Source organism: Kitasatospora sp. NBC_01300 (assembly GCF_041435235.1).
Taxonomy (GTDB): Bacteria; Actinomycetota; Actinomycetes; order Streptomycetales; family Streptomycetaceae; genus Kitasatospora.
Map to the genome: position 1 here is coordinate 2,372,060 of NZ_CP108408.1, position 23,866 is coordinate 2,395,925.

The window sequence follows — 23,866 nt, forward strand, 5'->3', positions numbered from 1 at the left end:
TAGGCGGCCCCCGCGGCCGCTCAGTGGCCGACCGGGTGGGTCGGACCGGGGTTCGGGTTGAGGACCTTGACGAAGGTCTTCGGGCCGGACGGCCGCGCCGCCTCGTGCTCCGTGCGCTCGCGCCAGAACGGGTTGTCGTGCGGCAGGTGACTGCTCACCCGGCCGTACATCCCGAAGGTCGTCAGGATCACTCCGAAGATGAAGGCGAACAGCACGTTCGACATCCGGAAGTTCAGGATGTTGGCGTCCGGCCGCCCGAGCACCGTCAGGCCGTAGAAGCCGGACAGCACGAACAGCACGCCGACCACCATGTTCAGGTTGGACGCGAAGTTGCCGCCGACCACCGCCCCCGCCACCAGGATCGCGCCCGCCACGATGGACAGGATGCTCAGCGCCCCGTTGGTCGACAGCCCGGCGATCCGGTCGCCGTGGGTGGCGAGGAAGCCCGGGTGATCGGCCAGCCCCAGGCACCCGAACACGATCAGGAAGATCCCCCCGAGCCCCGCCCCGATCCGCCACACCGTGGCGAGCCGGCTGTTCACGGGCAGTTCGTCTTGCAGCTTCATGGTGACCTCCACCATGGCCTGGCCGGCCTACCGGCCACGCCGGCCTAGCTGTAGGGATGGCTCCCCTGCATGTGCGGCACCTCGTGCATGTAGAGCGAACCGCACTGCTGGCAGCAGCGCAGCCCGGTGCCCCACTCCTGCTCGGGCCGCGTCTCGGCGTCGTCGGCCAGGCTGCGGCCGCAGAGCGCCACCGCGGGGTCTCCGTCGCGCACCACGTGCCAGACCTTGACCCCGCCGGTCGCACCCTGCGGGCCGTACTCCGCGCGAAGTTGATGCGTCATGCTGTCCATGGTCGCTCCGCCCGGGCGCGACCGCTACTCGCCGGGTTCGACCCCGGCCTCCGCGGCCTTGCGGACCGGGGTCGCGACCATCGAGCCGATCCGGTTGCGGCGCCCGGCCGAGGACTCGGCGGTCAGCAGGATGCCGGTCAGCCCGGTGCCGGCGGGCTCGGGCAGCGGGATCTCGCAGGCCGAGCCGGGGATCGGTACCCGGCCGAGGTGCTTGGCCAGCAGGCCGCCGACGGTCTCGACGTCCTCGTCCTCCAGCTCGATGCCGAACAGCTCGCCCAGGTCCTCCACCAGCAGCCGGGCGGTGATCCGGTACGAGCCGTCGCCGAGGTCCTCGACCGGCGCGATCTCCCGGTCGTACTCGTCGGTGATCTCGCCGACGATCTCCTCCAGGACGTCCTCGATGGTGACCAGGCCGGCCGTGCCGCCGTACTCGTCGATCACGATCGCCACGTGCGAGCGGCGCTGCTGCATCTCGCGCAGCAGGTCGCCGGCCGGCTTGGAGTCCGGGACGAAGACGGCCGGGCGCATCACCGCGCCGACCTCCTCGGACTCCGCCTCCCGGTTGATGTGGGTGCGCCGGACCAGGTCCTTCAGGTAGACGATGCCGACCACGTCGTCCTCGCTGTCCCCGACCACGGGGATCCGCGAGAAGCCCGAGCGCAGCGCCAGGGTGAGCGCCTGCCGGACGGTCTTGTGCCGCTCGATCATCACCAGGTCGGTGCGCGGCACCATCACCTCGCGGACGATGGTGTCGCCCAGCTCGAAGACGGAGTGCACCATCCGGCGCTCCTCGTCCTCGATCAGGTCGTCCTTCTCGGCGAGGTCGACCAGCGCCCGCAGTTCGGCCTCGGAGGCGAACGGCCCCTCCCGGTAGCCCTTGCCCGGGGTCAGCGCGTTGCCGAGCAGGATCAGCAGCCGCGGGATCGGGCCGAGCACCGCGGCCAGCGGCAGCAGCACGAAGGAGGCGGCGGTCGCGGTGGTGAGCGGGTGCTGGCGCCCGATCGTGCGCGGCGAGACCCCCACCGCGACGAAGGACACCAGCACCATCACGCCGAACGCCAGCAGCACGGCCTGCCAGATCGGCTCCACGTTGCGCACGCACACCACGGTGACCAGGACGGCCGCCGCCATCTCGCTGGCCACCCGGATCAGGGTCGCCAGGTTGAGGTAGCGGATCGGGTCGGAGGCGACGGTCAGCAGCCGGGCCGAGCCGCGCCGCCCGGCCCGCACGGCCTCCTCCGCCCGGAACCGGGAGACCCGGGAGATGCCCGCCTCGGCGCACGCGGCCAGCCAGCCGAGGACGACGAGGAGCACGGCACCCAGGATGAAGCTCGTACTTTCACCACTCACAGGGGTTCGGGCTCCGCGCTCAGTGGGTGGTGGGGGCCGGGGAGAGACCACCGAGGCCCCGGCCCGCCCGCCAGTCGTCCAGGATGCGCTTCTGGAGGGCGAACATCTCCTCCTCCTCCTCGGGCTCCTCGTGGTCGTACCCGAGGACGTGCAGCACTCCGTGGACGGTGAGCAGTTGGAGCTCCTCGTCCATCGAGTGCTTGGAGGGGGCCGCCTTGCCCTGCTGCTCGGCGACCTCCGGGCAGAGCACGATGTCGCCGAGCAGGCCCTGCGGCAGCTCCTCGCCCTCCTTGCCGGGGCGCAGCTCGTCCATCGGGAAGGACATCACGTCGGTGGGGCCGGGGAGGTCCATCCACTGGATGTGCAGCTCCTCCATCGCCGCTCCGTCCACCAGGATCACGGACAGTTCGGACTGCGGGTGGATCCGCATCTTGTCCAGGGCGAAGCGGGCGACGTCGAGGATGGCTTCCTCATCGGCGTCCCAACCGGACTCGTTGGCGATGTCGATCGACATGACGGGCTGCGTACTCAGCTTTCGGTGCGATGGGACTGGCGGGGTGCGCGGGAGCCGCGCCGCTGGGCCGGCTTGCGGGCGGGCGAGGGGTTCTCCTCGGCCTCCTGCTTGGCGTCCCAGCGTTCGTAGGCGTCCACGATCCGGCCGACCAGCTTGTGGCGGACCACGTCGGTGCTGGTGAGGACGGAGAAGTGGATGTCGGGCACGTCGACCAGGATGTCCTGGACGACCTTGAGGCCGCTACGGGTGCCGCCCGGGAGGTCGATCTGGCTGGTGTCGCCGGTGACCACCACCCGGGAGTTGAAACCGAGGCGGGTGAGGAACATCTTCATCTGCTCGGGCGAGGTGTTCTGGGCCTCGTCCAGGATGATGAAGGCGTCGTTGAGGGTGCGGCCGCGCATGTACGCCAGCGGCGCGACCTCGATGGTGCCGGCCGCCATCAGGCGCGGGATGGAGTCCGGGTCCATCATGTCGTGCAGCGCGTCGTACAGCGGGCGCAGGTACGGGTCGATCTTCTCGTAGAGGGTGCCGGGCAGGAAGCCCAGCCGCTCCCCCGCCTCGACGGCCGGGCGGGTCAGGATGATCCGGTTGACCTCCTTGGCCTGGAGGGCCTGGACGGCCTTGGCCATCGCGAGGTAGGTCTTGCCGGTGCCGGCCGGGCCGAGGCCGAAGACGATCGTGTGCTTGTCGATCGCGTCGACGTAGCGCTGCTGGTTGAGGGTCTTGGGGCGGATCGTGCGGCCCCGGTTGGACAGGATGTTCGCGGTGAACACCTTGGACGGCGCCGGGCTGTCCGGGTCCTCCGCGGCACCGCGGAGCATGGCGATGGAGCGCTCCACGGAATCCTCCGTCAAGGGCTGGCCGGTGCGCAGCACCAGCATCATCTCGGTGAAGAGCCGCTGCACGAGGGCGACCTCGGCGCGCGCTCCGGTGGCGGTCACCTCGTTGCCGCGGACGTGGATGTCGGCGGCGGGGAAGCCCTGCTCGATCACGCGCAGCAGCGAGTCCGCCGTGCCGAGCAGGGTGACCATCGGGTGCTTCTCGGGGATGACGATCCGGGCGCTGACACGACCGTCCTCGGCCGGTTCGGGGCGCGACTGTCCGTTCGTACGGGTCTGCGATGTGTCACTCATAGGTCGGCGCTGGGCCTGCCTCATCCCATCCGTGGTGTCGTGTGCCGATCGGTCTCTCCGGGGCACCAGGGTACGCCGCGCACGTGGCCGTCGCGGCGGGCGGCGGGGCCGCACCCGACGATGCTGCGGCAGATCGGGGAGCGGCGCGAGCGCTTTTCACGGGGTGCGGGCCGGGTTCACGGCTGGCGCCGGACGGGGACGGGCACCCGGGTGAGGTCGGCGGCGACCACCAGCTCGCCGTCGAAGTGCTTGCGGGCGTCGGCCAGGTGCTGGCCGAGGTCCGGGTAGCGCTGGGAGAAGTGGGTCAGCACCAGGGTGCGCACGCCGGCCTCGGCGGCGGCCTTGGCGGCCTGCCCGGCGGTGAGGTGGCCGTGCTCCTCGGCGAGCCGGGCGTCGGCGTCGGTGAAGGTCGACTCGGCGACCAACAGGTCGGCGCCCTCGGCGAGTTCGTACACGCCGTCGCAGAGCCGGGTGTCCATCACGAAGGCGAAGCGCTGGCCCGGCCGGGGCTCGCTGACCTCCTCCAGGGTGACCCGCCGGCCGTCCGCCTCGATCGCCCCCTCGTGCTGGAGGCGGCCGACCGCGGGGCCGAAGACGCCCAGCGCGGCGAGGCGTTCGGGCACCAGGCGGCGGCCGTCCGGCTCGGACAGCCGGTAGCCGAAGGACTCCACGGGGTGGGACAGCCGCACGGCGTCCAGCGCGAAGCGGGCGCCGGGCGCGGGCAGCGGGCCCGGCTCGTCGATCGGCCGGGGCCGCAGGACGGCCGTCTCGTGGTAGGCGGTGGCGTGCCGCAGCCGCTCGAAGTAGACCTCGCCGGAGGCCGGGAAGTAGACGTCCACCGGGTGGGGGACGCGGTCCAGGTTGATCCGCTGGATCACCCCGGCGAGGCCCAGGCAGTGGTCGCCGTGGAAGTGCGTCACGGCGATCCGGGTGATCTGGGTGGCCGAGACGCCGGCCAGCAGCATCTGCCGCTGGGTGCCCTCGCCGGGGTCGAACAGCAGGCCCTCGCCGTCCCAGCGGAGCAGGTAGCCGTTGTGGTTGCGGTGCCGGGTGGGCACCTGGCTGGCGGTGCCGAGGACGACGAGTTCGCGCTGTGACACGTAGGTCAGACCATGTTCTCGGTCATCGGCTTGCCGCCGAGCACGTGGACGTGGGCGTGGAAGATCGTCTGGCCGGCGCCGGCGCCGGTGTTGAAGATCAGCCGGTAGTCCTCGACGCCCTCGTCCCTGGCCACCGCGCCCGCCTCGGCGAGGAGTTCACCGGCGATCTCCGGCTCGGCGGCGGCCAGCGCGGCGGCGTTCGGGTAGTGGACGTGCGGGATGACCAGGACGTGCAGCGGCGCCTTGGGGGCGATGTCGCGGAAGGCGAGGACGCGCTCGGTCTTGCGCACCACGGTCGCCGGGATCTCGCCCGCAACGATCTTGCAGAACAGGCAGTCGGGCTGCGGCTCGCCGGCCATCGGCTTCTCCTCGGTTCGTGTCTGGTCTGGGGCCGTACGGGCGCAGCCTAGCGGGAAGTCGGCCCGGCCGACCTCCCGTTCGGCCGCTCTCCCGCCCGCCGGGGCGGCGGGGGCGCGCCCTGCGCCCGGGGCATCGGCGGGGCCGTGCGGGGCGGGGCCATCGGCACCTCGACGTCCGGGTCGACGCCGTGGTTCTGCACGCCCCAACCGCAGTTCTCCAGCCAGTACGCGTACGTGGGCCGGGTGACGAGGGTGCCGTCGGCCAGGTGCGCGATCGGGCGGACTCCGCCCGCACGGGCGGGCCGGCTACGACCAGCGGCCGGTGCGCCCCAGCAGCAGGGCACCGGCGGCCACCCCGGCGGTGGAGGTGCGCAGCACCGAGGGGCCCAGCCGGTACGGCCCGGCGCCCGCCTCGGCGAACGCGGCCAGCTCCTCCGGGGAGACCCCGCCCTCCGGGCCGACCACCAGCACCACGTCCCCGGCCGCGGGCAGCGGGGCCAGCGCCAGCGGCTCGGCGCCCTCCTCGTGCAGCACGGCGGCGAACGCCGCCCCGCCCAGCAGCGGCGCCAGCTGCCGGGTGGTCGCCGGCTCGCGCACCTCGGGGAAGCGCAGCCGGCGGGACTGCTTGCCGGCCTCCCGGGCGGTGGCCCGCCACTTGGCGAGCGCCTTGGCGCCCCGGTCGCCCTTCCACTGCGTGATGCAGCGCGAGGCGGCCCACGGGACGATCACGTCCACGCCGACCTCGGTCATGGTCTCCACCGCGAGTTCGCCGCGGTCGCCCTTGGGCAACGCCTGGACGACGACGATCCGCGGCGCCGGCTCGGGCTCCCGGCGGACGGCGGCCACCGTGACGTCGATCGCGTCCTTGCCGAGCACCGCGGCGACCGTCCCGTCCACCCCGAGGCCCAGCCCGTCGGCGAGGGTCACCGCCTCGCCCGCCGCCAGCCGCTTCACCGCGGCCGCGTGCCGCCCCTCCGGCCCGTCGAGGCGCACCACCGAGCCGGGCGCGGCGGCGGCGATCCGCTCGGTCTCGACGACGAAGACGGGGGCGGTCATGCGGGGAACCTCCGGGGGGTGGGGCGGATCGGGAACGCGAAAGGGGCGCCGGGCGGAACCCGGCACCCCCGCGCGGACGGCCAGGGCCCAGTAGAGCGGCCCCGGCCTAGGGCCTAGCGGCCGTTGAACGCGTCCTTGAGGCGCGAGAACAGGCCCTGCTGGCCCGGCGCGAACTGGCCGGACGGCCGCTCCTCGCCGCGCAGCACCGCGAGCCGGCGCAGCAGCTCCTCCTGCTCGGGGTCGAGCTTGGTGGGCGTCTGCACCTCGACATGCACTATCAGGTCGCCCCGGCCGCCGCCGCGCAGGTGCGTGATGCCGCGGCCGTGCAGCGGGATCGACTGGCCGGACTGGGTGCCGGGCCGGATGTCGACCTCCTCCAGCCCGTCCAGGGTCTGCAGCGGCACCTGGGTGCCGAGGGACGCGGCCGTCATCGGGATGGTGACGGTGCAGTGCAGGTCGTCCCCGCGCCGCTGGAAGACGGTGTGGGTGGTCTCGGCGATCTCGACGTACAGGTCGCCGGCCGGGCCGCCGCCGGGGCCGACCTCGCCCTCGCCGGCCAGTTGGATCCGGGTGCCGTTGTCGACACCGGCCGGGATCTTGACGGTCAGGGTGCGCCGGGCGCGGACCCGGCCGTCACCGGCGCACTCCGGGCACGGCGTCGGCACGACGGTGCCGAAGCCCTGGCACTGCGGGCAGGGCCGGGAGGTCATGACCTGGCCCAGGAACGACCGGGTGACCTGGGAGACCTCGCCCCTGCCGCGACACATGTCGCAGGTCTGCGCGGAGGTGCCGGGGGCCGCGCCCTCACCGCTGCACGTGGTGCAGGTGACGGCGGTGTCGACCTGGAGTTCCTTGGTGGTGCCGAAGGCGGCCTCCTCCAGGGTGATCTCCAGCCGGATCATGGCGTCCTGGCCGCGGCGGGTGCGCGAGCGCGGGCCGCGCTGGCCGGCCGCGGCGCCGAAGAAGGCGTCCATGATGTCGGAGAAGCCGAATCCGGCCGCCCCCGCGCCGAAGCCGCCCGCGCCCCCGCCGCCCGGCGAGAGCGGGTCACCGCCGAGGTCGTAGACCTGGCGCTTCTGCGGGTCGGAGAGCACCTCGTAAGCGGCGTTGATCTCCTTGAACCGCTCCTGCGTCTTCGGGTCCGGGTTGACGTCCGGGTGCAGTTCGCGTGCCAGGCGCCGGAAGGCCTTCTTGATCTCGTCCTGCCCCGCATCCCGTCGGACGCCGAGTACCGCGTAGTAGTCCGTGGCCACCAAATGCTCCGCTTGTTCCGCCTGTAGTAGTGCTGCGACTGGACACCGCCGTCAGAGGTTCCGACGGCGGCCTGTGCTACGACTCGGCCAGGATCTGGCCCACGTACCGCGCCACCGCACGCACCGCCCCCATTGTGCCCGGATAGTCCATCCGGGTCGGACCGATCACACCCAGTTTGGCCACGCTCTCGTCGCCCGAACCGTAACCGACCGACACCACCGAGGTGGAATTCAGCCCCTCGTAGGCGATCTCCCGCCCGATCCGGACCGTCATCGCGGCGTCCGCCGTCTCACCCAGGAGGCGGAGCAGGACGACCTGCTCCTCCAGGGCTTCCAGCACCGGCTGGATGGTCAGGGGGAAGTCGTGCCCGAAGCGGGTCAGGTTGGCCGTGCCGGCCAGCATGATCCGCTCCTCGTTCTGCTCGGCGAGCGCTTCGAACAGCGTCGCCAGGACCGTGCTGACGGTCGGGCGGTCCGGCGGCTCGAAACCCGCCGGGAGCTCCTCCAGGAACCCCGGCACGTCCGGCAGCCGCTGGCCGACGGCCCGCGCGTTGATCCGGGCCCGCAGGTCCGCCAGGACCGTCTCGCCGACCGGGCCCGGGCAGTCGACCATCCGCTGCTCGACCCGGCCGGTGTTGGTGATCAGGACCAGCATCACCTTGGTCGGGGCCAGCGCCACCAGCTCGATGTGCCGCACGGTGGAGCGCGACAGCGAGGGGTACTGCACCACCGCGACCTGCCGGGTGAGCTGGGCGAGCAGCCGCACCGTCCGCATGACCACGTCGTCCAGGTCGACGGCGCCGTCCAGGAAGTGCCGGATCGCCCGGCGCTCGGGAGCGCTCATCGGCTTGACCTCGGCGAGCTTGTCGACGAACAGGCGGTACCCCTTGTCGGTGGGGATGCGCCCGGCGCTGGTGTGCGGCTGGTGGATGTAGCCCTCCTCCTCCAGCGCCGCCATGTCGTTGCGCACGGTCGCCGGGGAGACTCCGAGGTTGTGCCGCTCCACCAGGGCCTTGGAGCCGACCGGCTCCTCGGTGCCCACGTAGTCCTGGACGATCGCGCGGAGCACGGCGAGCTTGCGGTCGTCCAGCTGGCGAACCTCACCGGCCATGGGGCACACACCTCCGTCTTCGCACGTTGTCCGTTCGTGTCACGCATGCTGCTGCCCGCTCCGGGAGGATCCCGGCTCCGGCACCCGCTTTGGCACTCTGAACCTGCGAGTGCCAAAACCGTACCTGCCAGTGTAAGGCCCGGGCCCAACGGCAGGAACGGCCCGGCCGGAGTGATCCTGCCCGCAGTTCCCGGCGCGGGGGTGGTGCCGCAGGGCCGTCCGGGTGGCAGCATCGAAGACGACGGCGAATGGAGGAGCAAGCAATGTCGAGCTCGGGCCAGCACACCCGTTTCGCGCCCGACCGCGGCCTGACCGGCCGCATGGTCGTGACGATGTTCGTGATCGGGCTGCTGTACGTCGGTTTCACCGGTCTGCTGATCGTGCTGCTGCGCGGCGCCTGGCCACTGATCGTCCTGATCTCCGGCGGGCTGTTCGTGGCCCAGTTCTGGTTCAGCGACAAGATCACCGAACGGGCGATGGGCGCCCACCAGGTGACCCCTGAGCAGTACCCGCAACTGCACGGCACCATCGACCGGCTCTGCGCGCTGGCCGACATGCCCAAACCCCGGGTGGCGGTCGCCGACAACGACATGCCGAACGCCTTCGCCACCGGCCGCAACCCGCAGAACGCCGTGGTGTGCGTCACCACCGGCCTGCTGCGCCGGCTGGAGCCCGAGGAACTGGAGGGCGTCCTCGCCCACGAGCTGTCCCACGTCGCCCACCGGGACGTCGCGGTGATGACCATCGCCGGCTTCCTCGGCGTCCTCGCCGGGGCCATGACCCGGATCGCCATGTACGGCGGGTTCATGGGCGGCAACCGCAACAACAACGACCAGAACGCGGCCATCGTCGCCCTGATCATCCCGCTGGTGTCGATGGTCGTCTACGCCATCAGCTTCCTGCTCACCCGGCTCCTGTCCCGCTACCGGGAACTCGCCGCCGACCGCGCCGCCGCCCAGCTCACCGGCCGGCCCAGTGCCCTCGCCTCCGCGCTCACCAAGGTCACCGGCCAGATCGCCGCCATCCCCAGCAAGGACCTGCGCCAGGCGCAGCCCTACAACGCCTTCTACTTCGCCCCCGCGCTGAGCGCCCGGGAGACCGCCTCGCAGCTGTTCTCCACCCACCCGACGTTGGAGAAGCGGCTCGCGGAGCTGGCGAAGATCTCCGAGCAGCTCGGCCGCTGAGGCCCCGCCCCCCTACGGCCCTCCCGACCCCCTCCCGACTCCTCCCGACTCCCTCCTCCGAAAGGACCGCCGTGGGAATCCTGGACACCCTGTTCGGGCGCACCAAGCCCGTCAAGCCCGACCTCGACCAGCTGTTCGGCGTCCCGTCCGCCGCCCTGACCCTGGAGGCCGCGGCCGGGTTCACCCCCACCGGGCTCGGCTCGGTCTGCTTCGCCGCCGTCGAGGGCGCGGCCTTCGGCCAGGTCGAACAGCAGGTGCGGGCGCTGCTCGACGCCGACACCGAGCGCGGCGGCGTCCCGGTGGAGGCCTCCAAGGACGGCTACGGCTACTCCTGGCTGCTCGCCCGGCACACCCCCGAGGAACTGCCGGACCTGGTCAACGACCTGCACGCGGTCAACAGCGAGCTGGAGGCGAACGGCTTCGGGCCGCAGCTGCTCTGCTCGCTGGTCGGCTTCCGCAACCCTGCCGGGCAGTCGCTGGCCCTGGTCTACCTCTACAAGCGCGGCACCTTCTACCCCTTCGCCCCGATGCCCGGCGGCGGGGAGCGGCGCAACAACCCGCTGGAGCTCCAGGTCAACGCGATGCTCGGGAACGACCTGCGGCTGGAGAAGGACCTCAGCCGCTGGTTCCCGGTCTGGGGCGCGCCGGGCCTCTGACGGTCCGTCCGTATAGTCGCTTTCATGCGCAGCCGCCAGTACGGACCCGACCTGACCCCGCCGTGGAAGAAGCAGCAGCCCGCCCCGGAGGTGACCGCCGAACGGGACCTGGTGGTGGAGGAGGCCGCCACCGGCTTCTGCGGCGCGGTGGTGCGCTGCGAGAAGACCGCCGAGGGCTTCACCGTCACCCTGGAGGACCGCTTCGGCAAGCTCCGGGTGTTCCCGCTGGTGCCGCGCGGCTTCCTGCTGGAGGGCCGGACGGTCACCCTGGTGCGCCCGGCTGGCCCCGCCCCCTCCCGTACGCCGGGCCGCACCGCCTCCGGCTCGGTCGCCGTCCCCGGCGCCCGGGCCCGGGTCGCCCGCGAGTCGCGGATCTACGTCGAGGGCCGGCACGACGCCGAACTGGTCGAGCGGGTCTGGGGCGACGACCTGCGGATCGAGGGCGTGGTCGTCGAGTACCTGGAGGGCGTGGACGACCTGCCCGCGATCGTCGCCGACTTCGCCCCCGGCCCGGGCCGGCGCCTCGGCGTCCTGGTCGACCACCTGCTCCCCGGCACCAAGGAGCACCGCATCGCCGCCCAGGTCACCGGCGACGCCGTCCTGGTCGTCGGCCACCCCTACATCGACATCTGGCAGGCCGTGAAGCCCGCCTCCGTCGGCATCCCCGGCTGGCCCGCCGTCCCGCGCGGCGAGGAGTGGAAGGAGGGCGTCTGCCGCCGCCTCGGCTGGCCGGTGAACACCCCCGCGGCCTGGAAGCGGATCCTCTCCGCGGTGGACAGCTACAAGGACCTGGAGCCGGAACTGCTGGGCAAGGTCGAGGAGTTGATCGACTTCGTGGCGATTCCGGAGTGAGGTCGGTCAGACGTACTGCTGAAAGTCCGTGGTGTCCAGACCGATGTCGAGCAGACCGATGGGGACGGGCTCGCCGAACTTGCTGGTCCGCTCGGACATGTACCTCGGGAGCCCGGACCCGGGATCCTTGCCCAACTCGGTCAGCAGCACACAGACACCCTTGATCGGGTCCACGATCAGGTACGCGGGGACGGTGCCCTCGGCGTAGAGCTCCCGCTTGGTCCGGTAGTCACGATCGACGCTGGTCTTCGACACCACCTCGACCACCAGGGTGACGGCGGGCGACGGCAGCAGCCGTCCGTGCTCCTCGACCGCCCCGCGCTCGAAGACGACCAGGTCGGGCTGGGGTTCGCTCGCCTGGCCGGGGATCCTCAGGTCCTGGGTCGTGAGTGGACGCCACCGGTCGTACGGAAGCTGGTGCTGAATGGCCAGGACGATGAGGTTGTGGACCATGTCAGGCCCCGCCATCATCACGATTTCCCCCCTGATGAGTTCGGCCTTGACGCCCTCCGGCACCTCCAGGTTCTCGAAGATCCCGGTCATCCGGTCATCGATGGCGGTCATCGCACGCTCCCTCCGACGGCTGACGTCCACGCTAACGAATGTCAGTCCACCAGGTCACGCACGACCGCGTCGGCGAGCAGTCGGCCCTGGAGGGTGAGGACGGCGCGGCCCCCGGCGTACGGCTCGGCGGCGAGGAGGCCGTCGGCGAGGTGGCGGGCGGCGGCGTGGCGGCCGGTGTCGGTGAGGAGGGTGAGCGGGATGCCCTCGGCGAGGCGCAGTTCGAGCAGGATGCGCTCGACCCGGCGGTCCTCCTCGGCGAGCACCTCGCGGCCCAGGGCGGGGGTGCGGCCCTCGGCGAGGGCCTGGGCGTAGGCGGCGGGGTGCTTGGCGTTCCACCAGCGGACGCCGCCGACGTGGCTGTGCGCGCCCGGGCCGGCGCCCCACCAGTCGGCGCCGGTCCAGTACAGCTCGTTGTGGCGGCAGCGGCCCTCGGGGGTGGTGGCCCAGTTGGAGACCTCGTACCAGGTGTAGCCGGCGGCGCTGAGGGCCTGTTCGGCGATGAGGTAGCGGTCGGCGTGCACGTCGTCGTCGATCATCGGCAGTTCGCCGCGCTTGACCCGGGCGGCGAGCTTGGTGCCGTCCTCGACGATCAGGGAGTACGCCGAGACGTGGTCGGGCCCGGCGCCGATGGCGGCGTCCAGGGAGGCGCGCCAGTCGTCGTCGGACTCGCCGGGGGTGCCGTAGATGAGGTCCAGGTTGACGTGGTCGAAGCCGGCGGCGCGGGCCTCGGCGACGCAGGCCTCGGGGCGGCCCGGGGTGTGGTGGCGGTCGAGCAGCTTCAGGACGTGCGGGCGGGCGCTCTGCATGCCGAAGGAGATCCGGTTGTAGCCGCCCTCACGCAGTTCGGCCAGGTAGGCCGGGTCGACGGACTCCGGGTTGGCCTCGGTGGTGACCTCGGCGCCGTCGGCGAGCCCGAACTCCTCGCGCAGCGCGGCGAGCATCTTCACCAGGTCGCGGGCGGGCAGCAGGGTGGGGGTGCCGCCGCCGAGGAAGACGGTCTGCACCGGCAGGTCGACCGGGCCGAGGACCTGGCGGGCCAGCCGGATCTCGGCGACCACGTTGTCCGCGTAGGTCTCCTGGGAGGCGACGGCCCCGGAGGAGCGCAGCTCGGTCGCGGTGTAGGTGTTGAAGTCACAGTAGCCGCAGCGGCTGGCGCAGTAGGGAACGTGCAGGTAGAAGCCGAACGGCCGCTGACCGAGTCCGGTGCGGGCGGATGCGGGCAGGGAACCGTCGGACGGCACCGGTTCGCCGTCGGGGAGTGCGGAGGGCATGACCCCATTGTCCCGTACGGCTCACCCGAACCGGTGAGCCGTACGGGGTCGGGGCCGATCAGGCCTCGTTGGCGCCCGCGTACATCGCGGTGACGGCGTCCGCGTAGGTCCGCTCGACCACCGGGCGCTTGATCTTCAGGCTCGGGGTGAGCTCGCCGTGCTCGATGTCGAGGTCGCGCGGCAGCAGGTGGAACTTCTTGATCGTCTGCCAGCGCTGGAGGTCGGCGTTGAGCCGCTTGACGAAGCCCTCGATCAGCTGGTGCACCTGCGGGTCGGCGACCACCTCGGCGTAGGACTTGTCCTTCAGCCCGTGCTCGGCGGCCCACGGCATGATGACCGCCTCGTCCAGGCCGATCAGCGCGGTGCAGAAGTTGCGGCCGTTGCCGATCACGAGGATGTTGCTGACGAACGGGCAGACCGCCTTGAACCTGCCCTCGACCTCGCTGGGCGCGACGTACTTGCCGCCGGAGGTCTTGAACAGGTCCTTCTTGCGGTCGGTGATCCGCAGGAAGCCGTCCGGGCCCAGCTCGCCGATGTCCTCGGTGTGGAACCAGCCGTCGGCCTCCAGCACCTCGGCGGTCTTCTCGGGCAGGTCGTGGTAGCCGCGCATGACGCCGGGGCCGCGCAGCAGGATCTCGCCGTCCTCGGCGATCCGGACCTCGGTGCCGGGCAGCGGGCGGCCCACCGTGCCGATCCGGATGTCCTCCTCGCGGTTGACGCAGGAGCCGGCGCTGGTCTCGCTGAGGCCGTAGCCCTCCAGGATCGGCACGCCGGCGCCGAGGAAGAAGTAGCCGATCTCGGGCGCGAGCGCGGCGCTGCCGGAGACGGCGCCGCGCAGCCGGCCGCCGAAGGCCGCGCGGATCTTGGCGTAGACCAGCTTGTCGGCCAGGCCGTGCTGGAGCCTGAGGCCCAGCGGGGCGGTGCCGGCGCCGGTGGCGATCCGGCTCTCCTGGACGGCGCGGGCGTGCTCGCGGGCGACCTTGGCGGCCCACCGGAAGATCTTGTACTTGGCGCCGCCCTCGGCCCGGGCCCGGCCGGCGATGCCGTTGTAGACCTTCTCGAAGATGCGCGGCGCCGAGGCCATCACGGTCGGCCGGATGACCGGCAGGTTGTGGATGATCCGGTCGACCCGGCCGTCCACGGCCATCACGTGGCCGGTGGCGATCTGGCCGGAGATCAGCGTCTTGCCGAACACGTGCGACAGCGGCAGCCACATGAACTGGACGTCGTCGGAGCGCAGCAGCCCGCTGGCCTCCTGGGCCCGGGCCTCGTACGCCCAGCAGTCGTGCACCAGGCGCACGCCCTTGGGGCGGCCGGTGGTGCCGGAGGTGTAGATGAGGGTGGCCAGCTGCTCCTTGTCGAGCGCGGCGACGGCCTTCTCGACCGCGTCCGGGTGCTGCTCCAGGTACTCGGCGCCGCGCTGCTCCAGCTCGGCGAGGGTGAGCACGGTGAGGGCGTTCAGGCCGTCGGCCCCGGGGGTACCAGTCTCGGGGGCCCCGGCGGCGCCGGCCTCCGTGGCGCCGGCCTCGGGGGCGTCGAACAGGATGACGGTCCGCAGCTCGGGCAGCTGTCCGAGCTGGCCGACGGCCTTGGCGAGTTGGGCGGAGTTCTCCGCGAACAGTGCTCTGGAACCGGAGTTGGAGAGGATGAACGCGGTCTCATCGGCGTTGGTGCTGGGATAGACGGTCGTCGTGGCGGCACCCGCGCACATGTTCCCGAGGTCGGCGATGATCCATTCGAGCCGGGTGGAGGAGGCGAGCGCCACCCGGTCCTCCGGCTGGATGCCGAGCGCCATCAGGCCGGCGGCCACCGCCTTGACCCGGGCCGCGGTCTGCGCCCAGGTGAGCGAGCGCCACTGCTCGGCGCCCGGGGCGCTGTCCGCGGCGTGCTCGTCCACCGGGGCCGGGTAGCGGTAGGCCTCGGCGTTCGGGGTGGCGGCGACCCGCTCCAGGAAGAGGTGGGCGACGGAGGCGGGACGCCCGGCGACCAAGTCGGCACTGCCGGAGTCGATCAGGGACTGCGCGGAACTCAACGAGGACCTCCGGGGGCGGGTGGCCGTCTGAGGGATGGTTTCGGCGCCCGTGGGGGGCGGTCGCCGGGCCCCCGGTCAACCCGGGCGATACCGGCGAGTAACAAGGGGGCAATCAGCAGCCTAGGGGGAAACCGGTCATTCCGTAAGAGGGCGGGACCCGGACGGCACACCGCCGCGCCGCCGGTGCCCGACGACGACTCCGCCCGCGCCCCGGTGAACCCGGGCCATCGGGCCCGCCGTACGGTTCGGCAAAGGACTGGGCAAACCTGCGGTCCACAACTCGTGAATCTCCTGTACGAGTCCACCAAAGAACGAGAATCGGGATGCGAATCCACCCGTCGACGACAAGAGTGTGCCAGTGCTGATCAGACTCCTCAGGGCGTACCTGCGCCCGTACTCCCGACCGATCGCGCTGCTCGTGGGGCTCCAACTGGTGTCCACCCTGGCGGCGCTCTACCTGCCGACGCTCAACGCCGACATCATCGACGACGGCGTGGTCAAGGGCGACACCGGCTACATCCTGCAGGTGGGCGGGGTGATGATCGGCATCACCCTGGTCCAGGCGCTCTGCTCGATCGGCGCCGTCTACTACGGCTCCAAGACCGCCATGGCCTTCGGCCGGGACGTCCGCGCCGCCGTCTTCGACCGGGTCCAGAGCTTCTCCGCCCGCGAGGTCGGCCAGTTCGGCGCCCCCTCGCTCATCACCCGCACCACCAACGACGTCCAACAGGTCCAGATGCTGGCCCTGATGAGCTTCACGCTCATGGTGGCCGCCCCGATCATGTGCGTCGGCGGCATCATCATGGCCCTCAACCAGGACGTGCCGCTGTCCGGCCTGCTGCTCGCGGTCATCCCGCTGCTCGGCGCCGTCGTCGTCCTCCTCGTCCGCTCGCTGCGCCCCAAGTTCCGCAGCATGCAGACCCGGATCGACACCGTGAACCGGGTCCTGCGCGAGCAGATCACCGGCATCCGGGTCATCCGCGCCTTCGTCAAGGACGACCACGAGCAGGCCCGCTTCGCCAAGGCCAACGGGGACCTCACCGACACCGCCCTCCAGGTCGGCCGGCTGATGTCGTTCATGTTCCCCGCCGTGATGCTGGTCGTGAACGTCTCCAGCGTCGCCGTGCTCTGGTTCGGCGCCCACCGGATCGACAACGGCGGCATGCAGATCGGCGCGCTCACCGCCTTCCTCTCCTACCTGATGCAGATCCTCATGAGCGTCATGATGGCCACCTTCATGTTCATGATGGTGCCGCGCGCCGAGGTCTGCGCCGAGCGCATCGAGGAGGTCCTCGGCACCTCCTCCAGCGTCGTCCCGCCCGCCGCGCCGATCACCGAGGTGCTGCGCCGCGGCAACCTGGAACTGCGCGACGTCGACTTCCGCTACCCCGGCGCCGAGGCCTCGGTGCTGCGCGGCATCGCCATCACCGCCCGCCCCGGCGAGACCACCGCCGTCATCGGCTCCACCGGCAGCGGCAAGTCCACCCTGCTCGGGCTCGTGCCCCGGCTGTTCGACGCCACCTCCGGCCAGGTCCTGCTCGACGGCGTCGACGTGCGCGAACTCGCCCCCGAGGCGATCGCCGAGAGCGTCGGCCTCGTCCCGCAGAAGCCCTACCTGTTCTCCGGCACCGTCGCCAGCAACCTCCGCTACGGCCGGCCAGACGCCACCGACGAGGAACTCTGGCACGCCCTGGAGATCGCCCAGGCCAAGGACTTCGTCGAGGACCTGGCCGAAGGCCTGGACGCCCCGATCGCCCAGGGCGGCGGCAACGTCTCCGGCGGCCAGCGCCAGCGCCTGGCCATCGCCCGGGCCCTGGTCCGCCAGCCCGACGTCTACCTGTTCGACGACTCCTTCTCGGCGCTCGACTACGCCACCGACGCCAGGCTGCGCAAGGCCCTCGCCCGCGAGACCTCCGACGCCACCGTGCTGATCGTCGCCCAGCGCGTCTCCACCATCCGCGACGCCGACCGGATCATCGTCCTCGACGAAGGCGCGGTCGTCGGCACCGGCACCCACCACGAACTGATGGCCGACAACCCGACGTACCGGGAGATCGTGCTCTCCCAGCTCACCGAGCAGGAGGCGGCGTGACCACCCCCGGCAAGCCCGACGCGGACACCAGGACCGCGGACACCGCGACAGCGGACCCCGGCACCGCGGACACCAGAACCGTGGACCCCGGGGCCCCCGACCCCGCGAAGCCCGACCCGGACACCAAGGCCGCGGACACCGCCGACGAACTGCCCAGCGACTCGCAGGCCGCCGCCGCCCGCCGCGGCCCCGCCGGACCGGGCCGCTTCATGGGCGGCCAGGGCACCGAGAAGTCCATGGACTTCAAGGGCTCCGGCAAGCGACTGCTCGCCCTGCTGCGCCCCGAACGCAACCTGATCTCCGGCGTGCTGGCCCTCGGCGTGCTCAGCATCGGCTGCGCCGTCACCGGCCCCAAGGTCCTCGGCAACGCCACCGACCTGATCTTCGCCGGCGTCGTCGGCGCCCGCTTCGAACCCGGCACCTCCAAGACGCAGATCGTCGAAGGGCTGCGCGCCCACGGCGAGGGCGGCGTCGCCGGCCTGCTCTCCTCGGTGGACTTCACCCCCGGCCAGGGCATGGACTTCGGCGCCATCGGCACCGTCCTGCTCTGGGTGCTGGTCATCTACCTCGCCTCCGCCCTGTTCGGCATCGTCCAGGGCCGGCTGGCCACCGCGGCGATCCAGCGGGCCGGCTACCGGCTGCGCCAGGACGTCGAGGCCAAACTCGCCCGGCTGCCGCTCAGTTACTTCGACAAGCAGCCGCGCGGCGAGGTGCTCAGCCGGGTCACCAACGACATCGACAACATCAGCCAGTCCATGCAGCAGACCATGGGACAGGTCGTCAACTCTCTGCTCACCGTGATCGGCGTGCTGGCGATGATGTTCTGGATCTCCCCGCTGCTGGCGACGATCGCCCTGATCTCGGTGCCGCTGTCGGTGGCCGTCGCCGCCAAGGTCGGCAAGCGGGCGCAGCCCCAGTTCGTCCAGCAGTGGAAGTCCACCGGCCAACTCAACGCGCACATCGAGGAGATGTACACCGGCCACACCCTGGTCAAGGTGTTCGGCCGCCAGCGCGAGTCCGCCGAGACCTTCCGCGAGCACAACGAGGCGCTGTACACCTCCAGCTTCCGGGCGCAGTTCATCTCCGGGATCATCCAGCCCGCGATGATGCTGATCGGCAACCTGCAGTACGTGCTGGTCGCGGTCGTCGGCGGCCTGCGGGTGGCCAGCGGCGCGCTGTCCATCGGCGACGTGCAGGCGTTCATCCAGTACTCGCGGCAGTTCAGCCAGCCGCTCACCCAGGTCGCCAGCATGGCCAACCTGGTGCAGTCCGGGGTCGCCTCCGCCGAGCGCGTCTTCGAGCTGCTGGACGCCCCCGAGCAGACCCCCGAACCGGCCGTGTCCGAGCGGCCCGACACCATCCACGGCCGGGTCGCCTTCCAGGACGTGTCCTTCCGCTACGACCCCGAGAAGCCGCTCATCGAGGACCTCTCGCTCAAGGTCGAACCCGGCCAGACCGTCGCCATCGTCGGCCCCACCGGCGCCGGCAAGACCACCCTGGTCAACCTCCTGATGCGGTTCTACGAGGTCAGCTCCGGGCGGATCACCCTCGACGGGGTCGACGTCTCCGCGATGTCCCGCGAGGAACTGCGCTCCGGCATCGGCATGGTGCTCCAGGACACCTGGCTGTTCGGCGGCACCATCGCCGACAACATCGCCTACGGCGCCCAGGGAGCCACCCGCGAGCAGGTCATCGAGGCCGCCAAGGCCGCCCACGTCGACCGCTTCGTGCGCACCCTGCCGGACGGCTACGACACCGTCATCGACGACGACGGCGCCGGGGTCAGCGCGGGCGAGAAGCAGCTGATCACCATCGCCCGGGCGTTCCTCGCCCAGCCGTCGATCCTCGTCCTGGACGAGGCGACCAGCTCCGTCGACACCCGCACCGAGGTGCTGATCCAGCGAGCCATGGCCCGGCTGCGCACCGGCCGCACCAGCTTCGTGATCGCGCACCGGCTCTCCACCATCCGGGACGCCGACGTGATCCTGGTGATGGAGAACGGCTCGATCGTCGAACAGGGCTCGCACGACGAGCTGATCGCCGCGCACGGCGCCTACGCGCGGCTGTACCAGGCGCAGTTCGCGGAGGCCGTGGCCGAGGTGGACTGACCGTCGCACACCGCCGGCGCCGAGCCGGGGCGGGCCCGAACCGCCCCGGCTCCTCGTCCGTGGTGCGCTGCGGCGGGGAAAACGAGGGCGGGAGAACGAGGAGGGGCCCGGGCGGTCGTCCGCCCGGGCCCCTCTCACGCGCCTGTGGTTACTTCTTTTCCTTCGGCGCCTCGGCGTCGGTGGACAGCGCGGCGATGAAGGCCTCCTGCGGGACCTCCACGCGGCCGACCATCTTCATCCGCTTCTTGCCTTCCTTCTGCTTCTCCAGCAGCTTGCGCTTGCGCGAGATGTCACCGCCGTAGCACTTGGCGAGGACGTCCTTGCGGATCGCGCGGACCGTCTCACGGGCGATCACCCGGGAGCCGATGGCCGCCTGGATCGGCACCTCGAACTGCTGGCGCGGGATCAGCTTCTGCAGCTTGCCCGCCATCATCACGCCGTAGCCGTAGGCCTTGTCCTTGTGCACGATCGCGGAGAAGGCGTCCACCGCGTCGCCGTGCAGCAGGATGTCGACCTTCACCAGCTGGGCGGACTGCTCGCCGATGGGCTCGTAGTCGAGCGAGGCGTAGCCGCGGGTCTTGGACTTCAGCTGGTCGAAGAAGTCGAAGACGATCTCGGCGAGCGGCAGGGTGTAGCGCAGCTCGACCCGGTCCTCGGACAGGTAGTCCATGCCCTGGAGGTTGCCGCGGCGGGACTGGCAGAGCTCCATGATCGCGCCGACGAACTCGTTGGGCGCCAGGATGGTGCCGCGCACGACCGGCTCGTACACCTCGGCGATCTTGCCGGTCGGGAACTCGCTCGGGTTGGTGACGATGTGCTCGGTACCGTCCTCCATGATCACCCGGTAGACCACATTCGGGGCGGTGGAGATCAGGTCGAGGTTGAACTCGCGCTCCAGGCGCTCCCGGATGATCTCCAGGTGCAGCAGGCCGAGGAAGCCGCAGCGGTAGCCGAAGCCGAGCGCGACCGAGGTCTCCGGCTCGTACACCAGCGCGGCGTCGTTCAGCCGCAGCTTGTCCAGGGCGTCGCGCAGCAGCGGGTAGTCCGAGCCGTCCAGCGGGTACAGGCCGGAGAACACCATCGGGCGCGGGTCCTTGTAGCCGCCCAGCGCCTCGGTCGCACCCTTGTGCATCGAGGTGATGGTGTCACCGACCTTGGACTGCCGGACGTCCTTCACGCCGGTGATGATGTAGCCCACCTCGCCGACGCCCAGGCCGTCGGCGACCTTCGGCTCGGGCGAGATGACGCCGATCTCCAGCAGCTCGTGGGTGGCGCCGGTGGACATCATCGCGATCCGCTCGCGCTTGGTGAGCTGCCCGTCCACGACACGCACGTAGGTGACCACGCCGCGGTAGGAGTCGTACACCGAGTCGAAGATCATCGCGCGGGCCGGGGCGTCCTTGACGCCGACCGGGGCCGGGACGGTGTTGACGATGTGGTCCAGCAGGTCCTCGACGCCGAGGCCGGTCTTGGCGCTGACCTGCAGCACGTCCGAGGGGTCGCAGCCGATGATGTGCGCGATCTCCGCCGCGTACTTCTCCGGCTGGGCGGCCGGCAGGTCGATCTTGTTCAGCACCGGGACGATCGTGAGGTCGTTCTCCAGCGCCAGGTACAGGTTGGCGAGGGTCTGCGCCTCGATGCCCTGGGCCGCGTCGACCACCAGGATGGTGCCCTCGCAGGCCGCGAGGGAGCGGGACACCTCGTACGTGAAGTCCACGTGGCCGGGGGTGTCGATCATGTTGAGGATGTGCGTCGTCCCGGCACTCGGACCGGTCTTCGGCGCCCACGGGAGGCGGACCGCCTGCGACTTGATGGTGATGCCGCGCTCGCGCTCGATGTCCATGCGGTCGAGGTACTGGGCGCGCATCTGCCGCGGGTCGACGACGCCCGTGATCTGCAGCATCCGGTCTGCGAGCGTCGACTTGCCGTGGTCGATGTGGGCGATGATGCAGAAGTTGCGGATCAGCGCCGGGTCGGTACGGCTGGGCTCTGGCACATTGCTGGGGGTCGCGGGCACCTTGGTCCGATTCTCCGTTGGTCCGGGGCCGGGGGTGTCCTGGTCATCGCTGACCGGTTTTCCCGGGGACCGGACAGTCTCGTCCGATCGAAATAGTTCCTCCCATCCTCCCACGACCACGGCGCGGGCCGCCGTTCGGTACGCCCGGACCTCCTCCGGGCCCGCGCCAGGCGGCAGGATGGCACCCCGTGATCCTCGAAAGCGCCCTGCTCGACGTCCTGCCCCGCCAGGAGGACGAATTCCTCGCCGCCTTCGCCGAGGCCCGGCCCCTGATCGCCGTCCAGCGGGGCTTCCGCTCCCTGCAGCTACGCCGCTGCCTCGACGAAGGACGCGTCTCCCATTCCTCCTCCAGGTGGAATGGGAGACGCTCGCGGACCACACCGAGGGCTTCCGCGGCTCAGCCGAGTACCTGCGGTGGCGGGAGCTGCTGCACCGCTTCTACCGGCCGTTCCCGGAGGTCGAGCACTACGGGGAGCCGGTGCTCCGTGCGTAGGCGACCCACTACCGCGCAGGCGGCCCGGCCGCGGGGCCGGGCGCCCGGTTTGGGGCGGGTGGCGGGCCCCTGGTAGCGTGGGCTGCTGCACCTGGCCCCGGCATGCCCTCTCAGCTGCCCGGCGGCCGCGCGGTGCAGCCCGTTCAATCCTTTTAGACAAGACTGAGGCTCCTTCGTGGCGAACATCAAGTCCCAGATCAAGCGCAACAAGACCAACGAGAAGGCGCGCCTGCGCAACAAGGCCGTCAAGTCCTCGCTGAAGACCGCCCTGCGCAAGGCCCGTGAGGCCGCTGCCGCCGGCGAGACCGAGAAGGCCACCGTGCTGGCCCGCGCCGCCTCCAAGGCGCTGGACAAGGCCGTGAGCAAGGGCGTCATCCACGCCAACCAGGCCGCCAACAAGAAGTCGGCCATCACCAAGCGCGTCAACGCGGCCGCCCAGGCCTGACGCCTCGGGGGCCTCGGCCCCCACCGCCTCGGGACGGACCCGGCCCTCTACCCGGACCCCTGAGGCGCGCGAGACTCGCACCGCACGCGGCCTGCGTTCGCCACGCGGGTGCGGTGTACGAAGCAGTACGACAGGCGCCGTAGTCGGCCTCTCCCCAGAGGCCCGCTACGGCGCCTGTCGCGTTCCGTGGCCCGAGCGCTGTCGTCTGCCGGTCACGCGCGAACGGGGCTCCGGAGGGTCGGGCGGCGCTGCGGGCCGACGCCTGGGAGGCCGTCCGCTCGCTGGGCGCGTAGGCGGTGGCAGGCGGGTCGGCGGGGGCCGGCCGGGCGGGTAGCCGGGCAGCCGGTAGCCGGGTCCGGCTCGTCCTGGGTCCGGTCCGGTGGCCGCGCCGTCAGTACGCCGGGCGGGACCCGGCCCGGGCCGCCCGGGCGACGGCCACCACCGCGCGCTCCAGCGCGAAGGCCGGATCGTCCGAGCCGCCCTTGACCGCGGCGTCGGCCTGGGCGATCGCGGTCAGCGCGGTGGCCACCCCGTCGCCCGTCCAGCCGCGCATCTGCTGGCGCACCCGGTCGACCTTCCACGGCGGCATGCCCAACTCGCGGGCCAGGTCGGCCGGACGCATGTTCCGCCCGGTGGTCGCCAGCCGCCCGATGCTGCGCACGCCGGAGGCCAGCGCGTAGGTGATGCCGGTCGGCGGCTGGCCCACGGCCAGCGCCCAGCGCAGCCGCTCCAGCGCCTCCGCGGCCCGGCCGGTGACCGCCAAGTCGGCCACCTCGAAGCCCGTCGCCTCGGCCCGGCCGCTGTAGTAGCGGGCCACCACCGTCTCGTCGATCGTGCCCTCGACGTCCGAGGTCAGCTGGCTGCACGCGGCCGCCAGCTCGCGCAGGTCGCTGCCGAGCGAGTCCAGCAGGGCCTGGCAGGCCTCCGGCGTCGCCGAGCGGCCCAGCGTACGGAACTCGCCCCGGACGAAGGCCAGCCGCTCGCTCGCCTTGGTCAGCTTCGCGCACGCCACCTCGCGGCCGCCCGCCTTGCGCCCGGCGTCCAGCAGGCCCTTGCCCTTGGCCCCGCCCGCGTGCGCCAACACCATGATCACTTCTTCGGCCGGCGCCTCGATGTACGCCTTGACCTCCTTCACCGAGTCGGCGGAGAGGTCCTGCGCGGCCCGCACCACGATCACCTTGCGCTCGGCGAACAGCGACGGCGTGGTCAGCTCGGCCAGGCTGCCCGGCTGCAGGCCCCCGGGCGGCAGATCCCGCACGTCGGTGTCCGGGTCCGCCGCCTTCGCCGCCGCCACCACCTGGGCGACCGCGCGGTCCAGCAGCAGCTCCTCCTGGCCGACCGCGAGGGTCAGCGGGGCGAGCAGGTCGTCGGGTGCACTCTTCCTGGCCATCGCCTACCAGCATCCCACGGGGCACGGACA

At 71.7% G+C, this 23,866-nt stretch carries 23 protein-coding genes; 7 read left to right on the forward strand and 16 right to left on the reverse strand.

What is annotated here, in order from left to right; all coding sequences use genetic code 11:
- Positions 1-20: 20 nt before the first annotated feature.
- From OG556_RS10605 to hrcA, 11 genes are all read right to left on the reverse strand, one after another.
- Positions 21-566: a DUF4383 domain-containing protein gene (locus OG556_RS10605; RefSeq protein WP_371516893.1), complete on the reverse strand. Its 546-nt coding sequence runs from the start codon at positions 564-566 to the stop codon at positions 21-23.
- Between the two features lie 44 nt (positions 567-610).
- Entirely contained in the window at positions 611-847 is a 237-nt protein-coding gene (locus OG556_RS10610; protein ID WP_371516894.1) for a hypothetical protein, read from the reverse strand.
- 33 nt (positions 848-880) lie between these two features.
- Positions 881-2,206 carry a hemolysin family protein gene (locus OG556_RS10615; RefSeq protein ID WP_371516895.1) on the reverse strand — a complete coding sequence of 442 codons (1,326 nt, stop codon included), beginning with the start codon at positions 2,204-2,206 and terminating at the stop codon, positions 881-883.
- 19 nt (positions 2,207-2,225) lie between these two features.
- Positions 2,226-2,720 carry an rRNA maturation RNase YbeY gene (gene ybeY, locus OG556_RS10620; protein ID WP_063347517.1) on the reverse strand — a complete coding sequence of 165 codons (495 nt, stop codon included), beginning with the start codon at positions 2,718-2,720 and terminating at the stop codon, positions 2,226-2,228.
- A 14-nt stretch (positions 2,721-2,734) separates the two neighbouring features.
- On the reverse strand, positions 2,735-3,853 hold the full coding sequence (locus tag OG556_RS10625) for a PhoH family protein (RefSeq protein WP_371516896.1): 1,119 nt from the start codon (positions 3,851-3,853) through the stop codon (positions 2,735-2,737).
- 176 nt (positions 3,854-4,029) lie between these two features.
- Positions 4,030-4,953, reverse strand: a complete 924-nt coding sequence (locus OG556_RS10630) for a ribonuclease Z (RefSeq protein WP_371516897.1) — start codon at positions 4,951-4,953, stop codon at positions 4,030-4,032.
- Between the two features lie 5 nt (positions 4,954-4,958).
- On the reverse strand, positions 4,959-5,312 hold the full coding sequence (locus OG556_RS10635; RefSeq protein WP_350878214.1) for a histidine triad nucleotide-binding protein: 354 nt from the start codon (positions 5,310-5,312) through the stop codon (positions 4,959-4,961).
- A gap of 47 nt (positions 5,313-5,359) precedes the next feature.
- Complete coding sequence (locus OG556_RS10640; RefSeq protein WP_371523018.1) at positions 5,360-5,656, reverse strand: hypothetical protein; 297 nt, start codon at positions 5,654-5,656, stop codon at positions 5,360-5,362.
- On the reverse strand, positions 5,619-6,368 hold the full coding sequence (locus tag OG556_RS10645) for a 16S rRNA (uracil(1498)-N(3))-methyltransferase (protein WP_371516898.1): 750 nt from the start codon (positions 6,366-6,368) through the stop codon (positions 5,619-5,621). Before OG556_RS10645 ends, OG556_RS10640 begins: the two co-directional genes overlap by 38 nt.
- 113 nt (positions 6,369-6,481) lie before the next feature.
- The gene (gene dnaJ / locus OG556_RS10650; RefSeq protein ID WP_350878218.1) at positions 6,482-7,621 is read right to left on the reverse strand and encodes a molecular chaperone DnaJ; all 1,140 of its coding nucleotides are present in this window, start codon (positions 7,619-7,621) and stop codon (positions 6,482-6,484) included.
- A 76-nt stretch (positions 7,622-7,697) separates the two neighbouring features.
- On the reverse strand, positions 7,698-8,732 hold the full coding sequence (gene hrcA / locus OG556_RS10655; RefSeq protein WP_063347523.1) for a heat-inducible transcriptional repressor HrcA: 1,035 nt from the start codon (positions 8,730-8,732) through the stop codon (positions 7,698-7,700).
- Between the two features lie 263 nt (positions 8,733-8,995).
- On the opposite strand from hrcA, the gene htpX reads away from it, so the two are divergent.
- The 3 genes from htpX (at position 8,996) to OG556_RS10670 (ending at position 11,424) form a co-directional block, all read left to right on the forward strand.
- On the forward strand, positions 8,996-9,916 hold the full coding sequence (gene htpX / locus OG556_RS10660; RefSeq protein WP_063347524.1) for a zinc metalloprotease HtpX: 921 nt from the start codon (positions 8,996-8,998) through the stop codon (positions 9,914-9,916).
- Positions 9,917-9,987: 71 nt separating this feature from the next.
- Positions 9,988-10,572 (forward strand): hypothetical protein, encoded by a 585-nt coding sequence (locus OG556_RS10665; protein WP_371516899.1) that lies wholly within the window; start codon positions 9,988-9,990, stop codon positions 10,570-10,572.
- 24 nt (positions 10,573-10,596) lie between these two features.
- Positions 10,597-11,424 (forward strand): DUF3097 domain-containing protein, encoded by an 828-nt coding sequence (locus OG556_RS10670; RefSeq protein WP_371516900.1) that lies wholly within the window; start codon positions 10,597-10,599, stop codon positions 11,422-11,424.
- A 6-nt stretch (positions 11,425-11,430) separates the two neighbouring features.
- Here the strand turns inward: OG556_RS10670 and OG556_RS10675 are convergent, their stop codons facing one another.
- Genes OG556_RS10675 through OG556_RS10685 form a run of 3 tightly spaced genes read right to left on the reverse strand, consistent with a single transcriptional unit; the run spans position 11,431 to position 15,291 of the window.
- Entirely contained in the window at positions 11,431-11,988 is a 558-nt protein-coding gene (locus tag OG556_RS10675; protein ID WP_371516901.1) for a Uma2 family endonuclease, read from the reverse strand.
- A gap of 41 nt (positions 11,989-12,029) precedes the next feature.
- Positions 12,030-13,259 (reverse strand): radical SAM family heme chaperone HemW, encoded by a 1,230-nt coding sequence (gene hemW / locus OG556_RS10680; RefSeq protein ID WP_363369926.1) that lies wholly within the window; start codon positions 13,257-13,259, stop codon positions 12,030-12,032.
- 58 nt (positions 13,260-13,317) lie between these two features.
- A complete protein-coding gene (locus OG556_RS10685) occupies positions 13,318-15,291 on the reverse strand; it encodes a long-chain fatty acid--CoA ligase (RefSeq protein ID WP_371516902.1) in 1,974 nt (657 codons plus the stop codon).
- A gap of 358 nt (positions 15,292-15,649) precedes the next feature.
- Between OG556_RS10685 and OG556_RS10690 the strand changes: the two genes are divergently transcribed.
- The gene (locus OG556_RS10690) at positions 15,650-17,383 is read left to right on the forward strand and encodes an ABC transporter ATP-binding protein (protein ID WP_371516903.1); all 1,734 of its coding nucleotides are present in this window, start codon (positions 15,650-15,652) and stop codon (positions 17,381-17,383) included.
- Between the two features lie 209 nt (positions 17,384-17,592).
- Positions 17,593-19,491, forward strand: coding sequence for an ABC transporter ATP-binding protein (locus OG556_RS10695; protein ID WP_371522651.1), 1,899 nt, complete (start codon positions 17,593-17,595; stop codon positions 19,489-19,491).
- Between the two features lie 148 nt (positions 19,492-19,639).
- Here the strand turns inward: OG556_RS10695 and lepA are convergent, their stop codons facing one another.
- Positions 19,640-21,508 (reverse strand): translation elongation factor 4, encoded by a 1,869-nt coding sequence (lepA, locus tag OG556_RS10700; protein ID WP_371516904.1) that lies wholly within the window; start codon positions 21,506-21,508, stop codon positions 19,640-19,642.
- A gap of 352 nt (positions 21,509-21,860) precedes the next feature.
- On the opposite strand from lepA, the gene OG556_RS10705 reads away from it, so the two are divergent.
- Together OG556_RS10705 and rpsT are read left to right on the forward strand one after the other, a co-directional pair.
- Positions 21,861-22,001 (forward strand): hypothetical protein, encoded by a 141-nt coding sequence (locus tag OG556_RS10705; protein ID WP_371516905.1) that lies wholly within the window; start codon positions 21,861-21,863, stop codon positions 21,999-22,001.
- Between the two features lie 175 nt (positions 22,002-22,176).
- Positions 22,177-22,446: a 30S ribosomal protein S20 gene (gene rpsT, locus OG556_RS10710; RefSeq protein ID WP_270147017.1), complete on the forward strand. Its 270-nt coding sequence runs from the start codon at positions 22,177-22,179 to the stop codon at positions 22,444-22,446.
- 391 nt (positions 22,447-22,837) lie between these two features.
- Here rpsT and holA read toward each other — a convergent pair whose 3' ends face one another.
- The gene (holA, locus tag OG556_RS10715; RefSeq protein ID WP_371516906.1) at positions 22,838-23,836 is read right to left on the reverse strand and encodes a DNA polymerase III subunit delta; all 999 of its coding nucleotides are present in this window, start codon (positions 23,834-23,836) and stop codon (positions 22,838-22,840) included.
- Between the last annotated feature and the right edge of the window lie 30 nt (positions 23,837-23,866).